This is a genomic window from Clostridium sp., from assembly GCF_036781005.1.
Classification (GTDB): domain Bacteria; phylum Bacillota; class Clostridia; order Clostridiales; family Clostridiaceae; genus Clostridium_B.
In genome coordinates this window covers 23,990-36,461 of sequence record NZ_DAIQBT010000012.1, presented here as the reverse complement: position 1 = coordinate 36,461, position 12,472 = coordinate 23,990, and the positions used below count along the sequence as shown (strand labels likewise).

Sequence of the window (12,472 nt, the reverse complement as noted above, 5' to 3'; positions counted from 1 at the left end):
ATTACGCCTCCCTGTCCATAATTTTTCCATCCTCAATACGGATAATTCTATGGGCTAGCTGTGCAATTTCACTGTTGTGAGTTATCATCACCAAAGTTTGATGGAATTCATTGTTACTCATCTTTAAAAGCCCCATTACTTCCTGGCTGGTACGGCTGTCTAAATTTCCCGTAGGCTCATCTGCAAGAATAATGGCAGGTTTGCTCACAAGTGCCCTTGCAATGGCTACCCTTTGCTGCTGTCCCCCTGAAAGATTGTTTGGCATATTATTTAACTTATCCTCTAAATGGAGCATGGAAATAACCTTCTCCACATAATCCTTATCCACCTTATTTCCATCTAATTCAACAGGCAGTACAATATTTTCATAAACATTTAAGATGGGAACCAGATTATAATTTTGAAAAACAAAGCCAATTTGTCTCCTCCTGAAAATAGTGAGAGCTTCATCCTTCATTTTGCATAGTTCTCTGCCTTCAATTATGACACTGCCAGAGGTTGGCTTATCAAGTCCCCCCATCATGTGCAGCAAAGTGGATTTTCCACTTCCTGATGTACCTACAATAGCAATAAATTCCCCGGACTCCACACATAAATTTACCCCATCTAAGGCTCTTACAATATTAGGCTCCCTGCCATAATATTTTTTTAAATCTGAAATTTGTACAACAGCATTCAAAAATTACACCCTCTTTCTCTTTACTGCCCTAATTATAAAACCTCAATGTCTCTAAAACCTCTCTAAAAACTCACAATTTTGAGAGGTTTTAATTTTTTAGCTATTTGGAATAAAAATAGAAAAAGTAGATCCGTAACCAGATTTGGATTTAACTTCAATATACCCTTTCTGAAGGGTAATAATTTTACGGGCCAGGTAAAGACCAATACCAATGCCTTCTTCATCATGAACTTCGGGCTCACGGTAAAATCTTTTAAAAATTGCCCCCTGATTCTTTTCACAAATTCCTTTTCCTGTATCTTTAATATCTATCTTGGTGTAAAATTCCCACTTATCCACTTTTATTTCTACGCTTCCCCCTTCTCCCGTGTACTTTACTGCATTATCCAAAATGTTATAGACAGCTTCACCGGTCCATTTTTTATCATGATTAACAATGAGCAAAGGATTACATTGTACTGAAATATGGATATTTTTCTTCTCTGCCTTTACAAACACTCCCCCTAATGCCTCTGCTAATGTATCATAGATACTGGTAGGCTTTGGAGACACCTCCATAACGCCTGTCTCCAGACGGGACATTTTTACCATGGACTGAAGGAGAAAATCCAATTTGTTTATCTGAACATCACAAGCTTTCAAAAATTCCTGTTGTTTCTCTAAAGACATGACTCTCTCTGTTAAAATGGCATTATACATTTTTATATTTGCAATAGGAGTTTTCACCTGGTGGGAGATGTCAGATACCAGTTTTTGTATGGTTCTTTTTTCATGCATACTTTTTCTGCTGTTATTTTTCATAATTTCATAAAGACGTTTTAATTTTATCTGAAGTTTTGCCATCAAAGTTTCACTTTCTAAATCGAAATGAACCTCTTCGCTTCCATTTATCATCTCATCTAAACAAGCGCCCATGTTCTCAGAAAAATATACGATTTTTTTTCTAAATGCAGCCACAGCCAAAAGTGCTATAACTTGAAACAAGACTGTAAACCCCAGAAATAACAATCTTAAGCTCCACCTTCCCACCGTAGAAAAAGTAACATAGGCAAAACACATAAACACAAAAAACCATAATGCTATCCAAACTCTATAAATATTTTTCGAAGAATATTTATCAGCCATTAAAGCTTTCACCTACCCACATATAGCCCATACCATATACCGTTTTTATGTATTTATGTGCTTTACTTTCTATTTTATTTCTAATACGGTTTACATTAACGGTAAGTGCATGCTCATCCACAAAGTTTCCATCGTTGTCCCAGAGTTTCTGCAGCAGCACCTGCCTTGTGAGAACCTTTCCCCCATTGGCAGCAAAAATTTTCAAAAGTTTGTACTCAGAGGACGTAAGGGTAAATGTTTTATTTTCTCTAATTACCATCAATTTATCAAAGTCAACCATAAGATATCCATCATTATAAATATTTTCTGTACCACCCCTTTCACAGCGCTTCAATACAGCTGCTATACGCCTTCTAAAAATCTCCATATTAAAAGGCTTGGTTATGTAATCATCAGCACCTAATTCAAAACCTTTTATGGCATCTTTCTCCATATCACAGGCAGTAAGAAATATAAGGGGCATATCTTTCAATTTCTTTATCCATTTACAAAGTTCAAAACCACTTCCGTCAGGGAGATTTATGTCCAGTACAATCAAGTCAAAATCAATCGCCTTCATAATTTCTTTAGCCTGACGGGAATTGTATACTGCGTAGGTTTCATATCCTTCCCTCTCCAAATCAAATTTAAGCCCTGTACTTAAAACTGTATTATCTTCTACTATAAGTATCTTTTTCATGTGAATTTTCCTTTCCCCCTTTATTCCATTATTATATCTATATCAGTGCCCCTGCCTAAAGTGCTTTCTACCTTTATGCTTCCTCCCTGGGCATCTATTATTTGTTTGGATATGGCCATGCCAAGTCCAGAACCCTCTGAAGAGACATTGGTATTTGTGCCTCTGTAATATCTTTCAAAAATGTATTTCAAATCATCTTCAGATATTCCTCTTCCATTGTCCTTTATTAGAATATGGACTTTATCCTTTTTATAAACGGAAACATCTACCTTAACCTCTTTGGGATTATGTATTATAGCATTGAAGATCAGATTGGACAGTGCCCTTCTAAGCAATTTCTTATCTGCCATAATATTTATATTTTCTCTTTCAAAATAAAGGTTTATATTTCTATTTGAATATAGAGGATGGTTTAAAATTTCCACAATTATATTTTGAATAAGCCCCACCACATTTATATTTTCTTTTTCCAAAGGCACTGCTCTGTTTTTCAGCTTATATGTAAGATTCAAATCTTCCACCAGCCCCTGAATATAGGAAGATTTATCATATATTATCTTTGAATATTCCAAAATTTCATCTCGTGAGAAGGTGTATTTAGGATCCTTCATTATTTCAGCATATCCCTTTATAGAAGAAAGAGGGGTTTTTACATCATGGGATATGGAGGAAATCCAGTTTTCCCTCATCTTTTCCACCTCCTCTCTTTTATTTTTGCTCTCTTTTAGGGTTTCAGCTAAATTATTCAAATTCATAAATACACTCTTATAGACTCCCTGTTCCAAATGATTACTTTCATAATTTCCCCTGGAGAGCTCATTTATACTTTTAATAATGCTTTCAAGAGGCTTTCCCATTCTCTTTCCAAATATAAAATAAGAGGCAATCACTGCAATAATAACATTTACAGCTAAAAGTACAATAAAACCTCCATTAAAAAAATTTTCAAGTGCAGTGGGATTGAAAACAACAGTATGTTTCGCTATATGCTGTATGGGAAATCCTATAACGTACGTATAACTTTCATTATTATATTTCTTTTCACTTATGAATACGGAATAACCTGACACATCATATTTATAAATATGAGCCATTTTTATAGGAGTATATACCTTTGGTACCTGCTGCGGCTTTTTAAAAGAATACATTTCTTTAAAACTTTCATCTATTATTTGAACCCAGGCTTTATTTTTTATAATTTGACTTTTACCCTCTTCATTTAAAACAGGCTTATTATCTTCAATATTTATATATTTTGAAAAAGTCCATGTGAATTTTTCAGGATTAAATTCTGGAAGATTTTCCTTGGTGTATATAATAGCACCTCTCCATACAAACATATCCACAATGAACTCTATCATGATTATAAATACCAGGGTCACTAAAAATTTTGTTGTAAGGCTCCAATTGGTTTTTAGTTTATTTATAAACTTCACAGGCTGCACCTCCAATTCTAAAGTGTCAATTTATACCCCAAGCCTTTTACAGTAACTATATATCGAGGTTTTGAAGGATTATCCTCCAGCTTTTCCCTGAGCTTTCTAATGTGAACCATTATAGTATTATCATATCCCTCATAGTTATCCTTCCACACCTCATCACATATCATTTCCTTTGTCAATATCTGATTGGCATTCTGGGCCATATAGCATAAAAGGTGATATTCTTTTGGAGTAAGGGCAATATTTCTGCCCCCTTTTAACACCTGTCCCTTTTTACAGTCAATAGTTACCTCTCCAAAACATATTTTTTCCTTTTTCATGGTAAGTTCATTCTTTATATATATATTTCTTCTCAAGTGGGCTTTAATTCTAAATACAACTTCCCTGGGACTGAAAGGTTTTGTCACATAATCGTCGGCCCCAAGTCCAAGGGCCAGTATCTTATCTATATGATCACTTTTTGCAGATAAAAATACAACCGGCACATATGAAAATTCTCTTATAGACCTGCAAACTTCAAAACCATCCATATCATCCATCATCACATCTAAAACCACTATATCTGGTTTTTCACTTTTGCATAAACTTATCCCCTCTGTCCCTGTTAAAGCTTTGAATATCCTTTTAAACCCCTCTTTTCTCAAAACAGTTTCCATAAGTTTCAAAAGTTCCCTTTCATCATCAATTAAAAGAATCTTTTTATCCAAAATTTCATCATACATAACAATCCTCCAAAACAGAAATATTATTTGCTTCAATTATAACATTATTTAATACTTTAAATTCTCAAAGTAAAATTTTAAGGTTCTTATAAGGTTCCCATAAACAAAATTTAAGATTCACCCCTTATGATAAAATCACAATAAATTGGAGGAGAAAAATAATGTGTGAAAAAATTATAGAAACTAAAAACTTGACCAAGGAATTTAAAGGCTTCAAGGCAGTAAATAATTTAAATCTTACAGTAAAAAGAGGACGAGTATATGGGTTTTTAGGGCCAAATGGTGCCGGGAAATCTACCACCATAAGAATGCTTCTGGCCCTTATGACTCCTACCAGAGGACAGATCAAGATATTTAATAAAAATTTAAGGCAGCATAGAATGAGCATTTTAAAAAACATCGGTTCTCTGGTTGAATCTCCCTCATATTATGGAAACTTAACAGCCTATGAAAACCTGGAAATAACAGCAAAACTTTTGGAACTTGACTATAAATATATTGATGAAGTTTTAGATTTTGTAAAACTTACTGAATGGAAGGATAGACAGTGCAAAAAATTTTCCCTTGGAATGAAACAAAGACTTGGAATAGCCCAGGCTCTTATATCAAAGCCTGAACTTTTAATATTGGATGAGCCTACCAATGGACTTGACCCCTCTGGAATTCATGAAATAAGAGAACTTATAAAGACCCTTCCTAAAATTTATAATATGACAGTAATTATATCCAGCCATAACTTAAGTGAAATTGAGCTTACAGCAGATGATATAGGAATTATAAACAGGGGAAATATGTTGTTTCAGGGTACCCTTGAAGAACTTCACTCAAAAAGTAAAGGTGAAATCTGTATAGGAGTGAAAGATTTAAAAAAAGCAGCCCATACATTAACTAACCTAGGCTATAAATGCCAAATAAAAGATAATCATATTCTTATAAGGCCCGGAGCAATGGAACCTTATGAAATTTTAAAACAGCTCATATTAAATGACAATAAAGTATTTAAATTTGTAGAGGTACAAAAATCCTTAGAAGAAATATTTCTCCATCTTACAGAAGGGAGAAAAAATATATGAGTTTTATATATGTCTTAAAATCTGAACTTATGAAGTATAGAAAATCCTTATTGTGGAAAGGGGTATTTTTCATTCCGGTATTTTCGTTTATTCTTTTATTTACAGATCTTCACCTGAGATATGATTACTTAATGGAAAGCAGCCGGCTAAAAAAAGCAGCTGAAATTGGAATTTATAATAAAGTAGATGCCTTACTTTGTGAAAATCATTTATCTACACTTTGGTTTATACTATTAAACTTATCCATCGTGGTAATAGCTTTTATTGTAAATCACATGGAATACAGCGAAAATACCTGGAAACAAATAGTTGCAAGACCTGTAAAAAGGATAAAGATTTATCTCTCCAAATGGATTATAGTATTTGCGGCCTCAGTTATTTTAATAGTTTTAAATGGAGTCTTTGTAATGCTTATAAAGAAGTTCTTTGAAATTGAGGGAAGCCCTTCACCTATTTTTAAATATGTACTCTTAGAAATAGCTGCAGCCTTTGGAGTGGTGAGTTTTCAGCAATTTATAAGCTGTTATATTAAAAATTCTTTAATTGCCGCAGCCATAGGATTTGCAGGTACTATAGGCTCATATATGCTTGCACAAAGTAAGATTCTTGGAAATATAAATCCATTTTCCTGCGTTTTAAGGGCACTTCCTCTAGGGGATATGAATGATGCCTATACTGCTGCCATTTTTGGAACAGTCTCCGGTATATTATGGCTTATCATAGGGGTCTTAGAATTTAATAAAAGGGATATTAAATAGGTGGTGTATAAAATGAAAAATATATATAAGACAGAACTATTAAAATTAAAACATTCAAAAATACTAGGTATAGTTATGTTTTTACCTTTATTCTTTGTAGTCCTTGGTTTTGGAAATTTTATAAGATACAGAGAGCTTTTTACCTCAAAAGGACAGAACATATGGAATCAGATATACACTCAAAGCTCTATATTTTACGGTCTATTTATTATAGCTTTATTCATTACTATTTTGGTTGGGGTTTTAGTTAGAATAGAAAACAGTGAAGATAATTTCAAAAGGATACTTGCATTACCTGTAAAAAGAAGTCATATATATGTATCAAAACTACTGGTGGCATGCGGTATGGTACTTTTAAATCTTTTTATTTTTACCCTACTTGTAATTGCAGCTGGAGTAATTGCAGCACCCGTAAGTGAAAGTATGCCAAAAGGAATTATTTATTCTCCTCTGCTGTGTTTTGCCGCCTCCCTTCCTGTTATATCAATTCAATACTATTTAACTATGAAATTTCAAAACATAGCAGTTCCTTTAGGAATAGGAGTGGTATTTTCCCTTCCATCAGTACTTATAAACAATACAAAATACTGGATACTATTTCCCTGGACTTACCCTGGAAGGGTACTTTTAAACGGTTCAAATTTAGATTTTGGATGCCCAAGTTATATATATATAATATCTCTTGCCTTATTTGTTATTTTTGCTACTTTAGGCATGTATGAATTCAATAAAAAGGATATATAAGGATCTTAATTTTAAAAGTAGCTATCATGGTATTGATCCTCAATTTATAGTAAGACTTCATATAATTGACAATATCTTTTTTATCAAGTATTATATATTTAAATGCAAATCACTTGCATTTAAATATTATTTTTTCAGGAGGAATACAAGTGTTTAAAAAATACAACATATGTAAGATAGTATTATGCTCTTTTCTAATTAGTTCTTTCATGTTTATTTTCACTGGCTGCAATAGCAAATCAACTGAAACTGCTAATACAACATCTCAATCCAAAATAAAGGTGGTAGTATCCTTTAATGCCATGAAAGAATTTGCTTCAGCTATTGGAAAAGATAAAATTGCCATTACCACAATAATACCTAACGGTACCGAACCTCATGATTTTGAACCAACTACAGAAAGCCTGAAAGATTTAAGCAGTGCCAGCATATTTATATACAACGGACTGGGTATGGAATCCTGGACAGATAAGGTTTTAAAATCCATTGACAATAAAAATCTAGTTGTAGTAAATGCCTCAAAGGGATCAAATCCCATTAAAAATACTGACACTGAAGAAATAAAAGAACACGGACAATACGATCCCCATCTTTGGATTAGTCTAAAAGGTGCGGAAGTTGAGTCCAAAAATATTAAAGATGCTCTAGTTAAAGTAGACCCTTCAAATAAAGAATTCTATGAAAAAAATTATAGTGAATTTTCAAAGCAACTAAATTCTCTCTATAATGAATATACCCAAAAATTCAAAACCGTTAAAAATAAAAATTTTGTAACTGGCCATGCTGCCTTTGCATACCTCTGTAGAGATTATGACTTAAATCAAAATAGTGTAGAAAATGTATTTGCAGAAGGAGAACCTTCTACAAAAAAATTAAAAGAACTGGTAGATTACTGCAAACAAAATAAAATAACAACTATATTCATGGAAGACATGGTAAGTACTAAAGTATCTACCACCCTGGCCAATGAAATAGGTGCCAAAGTTGAAAAAATATATACTCTTGAAAGTAAAGAAGATAACAAAGATTATATTGAAAGTATGAAAAACAATTTAGAGACAATTTATACTAGTTTAAAATAGAGCCAAATATAACCATTGCATCTTTGTCTGCATTGCCATAACTATTGTATCTTTGGTAATGATAGGAGGAATAAATCGCTCAACCATGACTGAAATAAAAGAAGCACACCCCAAAATCAATACCGGAAGGCTTATGAAAGCGGGAATGGTTGTAGGCAGGGATACTATGGGAACTATGGCCACTACTTTAATCCTGGCTTATATCAGCGGTTCCATATGTTTAGTTCTAGGTTATCTAGCCAATAACAGTTATTGTATGCTGTATTTTAAGTGATTAAATAGAATTTTTTCTTTTTTAAATATACTAAACCTAATACTACTGTATAATAGTATTAGGTTTAGTATATTATAGCTAACATTAACTATAATAACCATTATCTACATCTATGGAGGAGAATATTATGAAAAGTATAAAAAGTAGAATTATTATATTAATCAGCTTACTGTCTATAGTAGTTTGTACAGGCCTAGCCATAGAATTATATAATTCGTCTAAAAATATATTAATACAAGATGTAAGACAGACAATGCCAAACTTTGTCACCCAGGCAACAGAAAATATCAATCAATTTGCAGTGAATCAAATTAACACACTAAACATACTGGCATCCAGTGAAAATCTATCTACTGCAGCTAATAATATCAACGATACACAAGGTATAAAAGAAATATTGTCCAAAGAAACAAAATCCCTAGGAAGCCTAAAAATGGCCATAGTAAACAGTCAGGGAACTGCTGTATATACTAATGGCGAAACTGAAGATGTGAAAAATACCGATTACTTTAAAAAAGCCATTAAGGGTGAAAATGTCATTACAGATCCCATTAAAATAAATAAAGAAAATTCCCCTGTAATGATATATGCTGTTCCAATAAAAACAAATGATATCATAACCGGTGTACTGATTTCAGTAAGAGAGGGATATGAGTTAAGCAACTTTGTCAAAAATATAAAATACGGAAAATCAGGAGATATCATTATACTTAACAGACAAGGAGAAACCATCGGCCACTCAAATATTGAAATAGCAAAAAGAAGCATACATATTAAAGAGTCCACCGAAACTGACAGCAATAAAAAAAATACAGATACTACAACCTCTGCCACAGCAAATATAATCGATAAAGATTCAGATTTCCTTAATATGCCCGATTTGATAAAACAAATGACAAATGGGAAAAGTGGTTTTGGAAACCATACATTTAATGGTGTGGAAAGATTTATAATATATGGTCCTATTGGAAAACTGGGATGGTCAATGGCCATTGAAGTGACTAAAAGCGAGGTATTATCAGGCCTTTCTTCTTTAAAAATGAAATGTATTGCTGTATCAATTGTTTTTTTAATTTTAAGTATAATTATAGGATACTTAATCGCAAGAAATATATCAAATCCCATCAATTATCTTACAGGCATATGTGAACAAATGGCAAATGGGAACTTTATATTTTCACTAAAAGAATCTCATACAAAAAGGAAAGATGAAATAGGCAATTTAGCTGTAAGCTTTAATAAGATCAAAATAACCTTTTCAGAAATAATACAGAATCTAATTGAAGAGGCTAAAAATATGGATAGATCAGTTCAGACATTTACACATATAGTCTCTGAACTCAATGAAATGATAGAAAATCTATCTTCTGTAACAAAGGATTTGTCAATAGGAATGAATAATACGGCAGCATCTACAGATGAAATGAGTGCTTCCTCCTCTAACATGGAAAATTCAATTAAAAATATTGCTGACAATTCTCAGTCAATATCTGTATCTGCCAATCAGATCAGTACAACTGCTGAAAACACACTGGAAAACTTTATAAAATCACATGATAAAATATTTAATACATTAAAATCCACAAAAGAAACCCTTGAAAAGTCTCTCGCAAAAGCAGAGAAAGTAAATGAAATTTCTAATCTGTCTGGAGCTATATTAGAAATTGCATCAGAGACAAACTTGCTTGCCCTAAACGCCAACATAGAAGCAGCCAGAGCAGGTGAAGAAGGTAAAGGCTTTAACGTAGTTGCAGGAGAAATAGGAAAACTAGCCGATAGTTCCAAAAACACCATTACTGAAATGCAAAGCATAGTTAAAAATGTAATTACCTCAGTAAGGGACTTATCTGAAAACTCAAATGAAATGCTAACTTTTATAGAAAATGATATCGGCAAAGACTATGAATTAATACTTGAAATAATGAATCAATACACCGAAGATGCCAGGTCCATAAATAATATGATAAGTAATTTTAGCGAAACTAACAAAAATATGCTCCTATCCATACAGAATATGTTTGAAGAAATAGACAAGGTGTCTCAAGCTTCTTCTACAGGATCAAAAAATACGGAAGATATAGTACAAAAACTAACTATTCTATTACAAAAATCAGATAAAGTTTATGGAGAAGTTCATCATTTGAAAAAAAGTACTGCAAAACTTAATGAAATTATATCAAAATTTAAAATTTCTTAAGAAAAAAACACATGGATTGATATAGTGTGATGTCCATGTGTTTTTATATTAATTACAATGATGGAATAGTAGGTAAAGTCTCAAATCCTTTTTGAAGCTCCTCATCATTAGGAATATAATCAGACATTTTATTTTCATTATATTGTATATATGCCTGCATATCAAAATATCCAGTTCCAGTAAGTCCAAATAGAATTGTCTTCTCTTCCCCTGTTTCTTTACATTTAAGTGCCTCATCAATTGCTGCAGAAATGGCGTGTGAAGATTCTGGAGCAGGCAATATTGTTTCATATTTTGCAAACAATACAGCAGCATCAAATATTTTGGTCTGCTCCAAAGCACGTGCTTCATCAATATATCCATCATGATAAAGCTTTGAAATAATTGGACTCATTCCATGATAACGCAATCCACCTGCATGATTGGCAGAAGGAATAAATTCACATCCTAGTGTATACATCTTTGCAAGAGGAGTAATTTTACCTGTATCACAAAAATCATAGGCATATTTTCCCCTGGTAAGGGACGGACAGGAAGCAGGTTCAACAGCTATGAAATAGGGATTGGCTTTTCCTGTCAATTTATCCTCCATAAAAGGAGCTATAAGTCCTCCAAGATTAGAGCCTCCTCCTGCACAGCCTATAACAATATCTGGGTAAACATTGATTTTTTCCATGGCTGCCTTGGCTTCAAGACCTATTATAGATTGATGCAGAAGAACTTGATTAAGGACAGAGCCTAAAACATAACGACAATTTTCTGTATTCACCGCATATTCAACAGCCTCAGAAATAGCACAGCCAAGACTCCCTCCTGTATCAGGATTTTTGGCGAGAATAGCACGTCCAGCTTCTGTTGTATCTGAAGGACTTGGAATTACCTTTGCCCCAAAGGTTTCCATAATCGCCTTCCTATAAGGTTTTTGCTGGGAAGATACTTTAACCATATAGACTCTTAAGGGTATTTCAAAATATGCACAGGCTTCAGATAATGCTGTACCCCATTGACCAGCTCCAGTTTCTGTAGTAAGAGAAGTAATTCCCTGTTTCTTGGCATAATAAACCTGTGCTACAGCAGAATTTAATTTATGACTGCCGGAGGTGTTGTTTCCCTCAAATTTATAGTAAATCTTTGCAGGGGTATCCAGAGCTTTTTCTAAATTATATGCCCTGCAAAGGGGAGATGGACGATAAATTTTATAAAAATCCAGGATCTCCTCTGGAATATCCACATATTTGGTTTTATTATCCATTTCCTGTTTTGCAAGTTCTTCACAAAATACGGGATACAAGTCTTCTGCCTTTGCAGGTTTCATAGTAGCTGGATTTATATATGGATCGTGCTGGCTTTTCATGTCAGCCCTGAGGTTATACCATTTACGCGGTATTTCCTCCTCTGACAAATAAACTCTATAAGGTATTTTACTCATTTATTTATAACCTCCTTTGAATATAAAAGTATATAAAAAAACTCTTGACCCTAATAAAAGGGACAAGAGCCTATACTCCTGCGATACCACCCAAATTGGTAAAAAATTACCCACTCTTTTCATATACATTATAATATACGCCTAATTTATAACGGGTAAGGTTCCCGTCAGTGCCTACTTGGAAAAAATCCTTTCAGACTGCCCTCATAAGTCCATTCATCCAGATAAATGCTGCTACATTCCACCAAAACTGCAGCTCTCTAAAAAC

The 12,472-nt window shown here is 33.3% G+C and carries 12 protein-coding genes and 1 other annotated feature (1 of these 13 only partly in view); of the genes, 6 read left to right on the top strand and 6 right to left on the bottom strand.

The annotated features are described in order from the left end of the window. Position 1: 1 nt before the first annotated feature. From V7Q02_RS06835 to V7Q02_RS06815, 5 genes are all read right to left on the bottom strand, one after another. On the bottom strand, positions 2-679 hold the full coding sequence (locus V7Q02_RS06835; RefSeq protein WP_333860255.1) for an ABC transporter ATP-binding protein: 678 nt from the start codon (positions 677-679) through the stop codon (positions 2-4). A gap of 96 nt (positions 680-775) precedes the next feature. After that, the gene (locus tag V7Q02_RS06830) at positions 776-1,804 is read right to left on the bottom strand and encodes a sensor histidine kinase (protein ID WP_333860254.1); all 1,029 of its coding nucleotides are present in this window, start codon (positions 1,802-1,804) and stop codon (positions 776-778) included. After that, the gene (locus V7Q02_RS06825; protein WP_333860253.1) at positions 1,797-2,483 is read right to left on the bottom strand and encodes a response regulator transcription factor; all 687 of its coding nucleotides are present in this window, start codon (positions 2,481-2,483) and stop codon (positions 1,797-1,799) included. The genes V7Q02_RS06830 and V7Q02_RS06825 overlap by 8 nt, the downstream gene beginning before the upstream one ends. Before the next feature lie 20 nt (positions 2,484-2,503). Then, positions 2,504-3,919 carry a HAMP domain-containing sensor histidine kinase gene (locus V7Q02_RS06820; RefSeq protein ID WP_333860252.1) on the bottom strand — a complete coding sequence of 472 codons (1,416 nt, stop codon included), beginning with the start codon at positions 3,917-3,919 and terminating at the stop codon, positions 2,504-2,506. A gap of 17 nt (positions 3,920-3,936) precedes the next feature. Further along, positions 3,937-4,647, bottom strand: coding sequence for a response regulator transcription factor (locus V7Q02_RS06815; RefSeq protein ID WP_333860251.1), 711 nt, complete (start codon positions 4,645-4,647; stop codon positions 3,937-3,939). A gap of 161 nt (positions 4,648-4,808) precedes the next feature. Here V7Q02_RS06815 and V7Q02_RS06810 point away from each other — a divergent pair, with 161 nt between their 5' ends. The 6 genes from V7Q02_RS06810 (at position 4,809) to V7Q02_RS06785 (ending at position 10,775) form a co-directional block, all read left to right on the top strand. Then, positions 4,809-5,720 carry an ABC transporter ATP-binding protein gene (locus V7Q02_RS06810; protein ID WP_333860250.1) on the top strand — a complete coding sequence of 304 codons (912 nt, stop codon included), beginning with the start codon at positions 4,809-4,811 and terminating at the stop codon, positions 5,718-5,720. Further along, complete coding sequence (locus V7Q02_RS06805; RefSeq protein ID WP_333860249.1) at positions 5,717-6,478, top strand: ABC transporter permease; 762 nt, start codon at positions 5,717-5,719, stop codon at positions 6,476-6,478. Before V7Q02_RS06810 ends, V7Q02_RS06805 begins: the two co-directional genes overlap by 4 nt. 12 nt (positions 6,479-6,490) lie before the next feature. Next, positions 6,491-7,222, top strand: a complete 732-nt coding sequence (locus V7Q02_RS06800) for an ABC transporter permease (RefSeq protein ID WP_333860248.1) — start codon at positions 6,491-6,493, stop codon at positions 7,220-7,222. Between the two features lie 209 nt (positions 7,223-7,431). Continuing rightward, positions 7,432-8,304, top strand: a complete 873-nt coding sequence (locus V7Q02_RS06795) for a metal ABC transporter substrate-binding protein (protein WP_442882158.1) — start codon at positions 7,432-7,434, stop codon at positions 8,302-8,304. 85 nt (positions 8,305-8,389) lie between these two features. Continuing rightward, positions 8,390-8,578: a YibE/F family protein gene (locus tag V7Q02_RS06790; protein WP_333860246.1), complete on the top strand. Its 189-nt coding sequence runs from the start codon at positions 8,390-8,392 to the stop codon at positions 8,576-8,578. Between the two features lie 127 nt (positions 8,579-8,705). After that, positions 8,706-10,775, top strand: a complete 2,070-nt coding sequence (locus V7Q02_RS06785; protein ID WP_333860245.1) for a methyl-accepting chemotaxis protein — start codon at positions 8,706-8,708, stop codon at positions 10,773-10,775. A gap of 52 nt (positions 10,776-10,827) precedes the next feature. Here V7Q02_RS06785 and V7Q02_RS06780 read toward each other — a convergent pair whose 3' ends face one another. Then, positions 10,828-12,204: a TrpB-like pyridoxal phosphate-dependent enzyme gene (locus V7Q02_RS06780; protein WP_333860244.1), complete on the bottom strand. Its 1,377-nt coding sequence runs from the start codon at positions 12,202-12,204 to the stop codon at positions 10,828-10,830. A gap of 55 nt (positions 12,205-12,259) precedes the next feature. Continuing rightward, positions 12,260-12,472: a binding site (T-box leader), on the bottom strand (it continues 39 nt past the right edge of the window).

Bases quoted from the DNA above. Each gene is read 5' to 3' on its own strand.
- V7Q02_RS06780 (WP_333860244.1), bottom strand. From the start codon at position 12,204: ATGAGTAAAATACCTTATAGAGTTTATTTGTCAGAGGAGGAAATACCG.
- V7Q02_RS06795 (WP_442882158.1), top strand. From the start codon at position 7,432: ATGTTTATTTTCACTGGCTGCAATAGCAAATCAACTGAAACTGCTAAT.
- V7Q02_RS06790 (WP_333860246.1), top strand. From the start codon at position 8,390: ATGACTGAAATAAAAGAAGCACACCCCAAAATCAATACCGGAAGGCTT.
- V7Q02_RS06830 (WP_333860254.1), bottom strand. From the start codon at position 1,804: ATGGCTGATAAATATTCTTCGAAAAATATTTATAGAGTTTGGATAGCA.
- V7Q02_RS06785 (WP_333860245.1), top strand. From the start codon at position 8,706: ATGAAAAGTATAAAAAGTAGAATTATTATATTAATCAGCTTACTGTCT.
- V7Q02_RS06825 (WP_333860253.1), bottom strand. From the start codon at position 2,483: ATGAAAAAGATACTTATAGTAGAAGATAATACAGTTTTAAGTACAGGG.
- V7Q02_RS06815 (WP_333860251.1), bottom strand. From the start codon at position 4,647: ATGTATGATGAAATTTTGGATAAAAAGATTCTTTTAATTGATGATGAA.
- V7Q02_RS06800 (WP_333860248.1), top strand. From the start codon at position 6,491: ATGAAAAATATATATAAGACAGAACTATTAAAATTAAAACATTCAAAA.
- V7Q02_RS06810 (WP_333860250.1), top strand. From the start codon at position 4,809: ATGTGTGAAAAAATTATAGAAACTAAAAACTTGACCAAGGAATTTAAA.
- V7Q02_RS06805 (WP_333860249.1), top strand. From the start codon at position 5,717: ATGAGTTTTATATATGTCTTAAAATCTGAACTTATGAAGTATAGAAAA.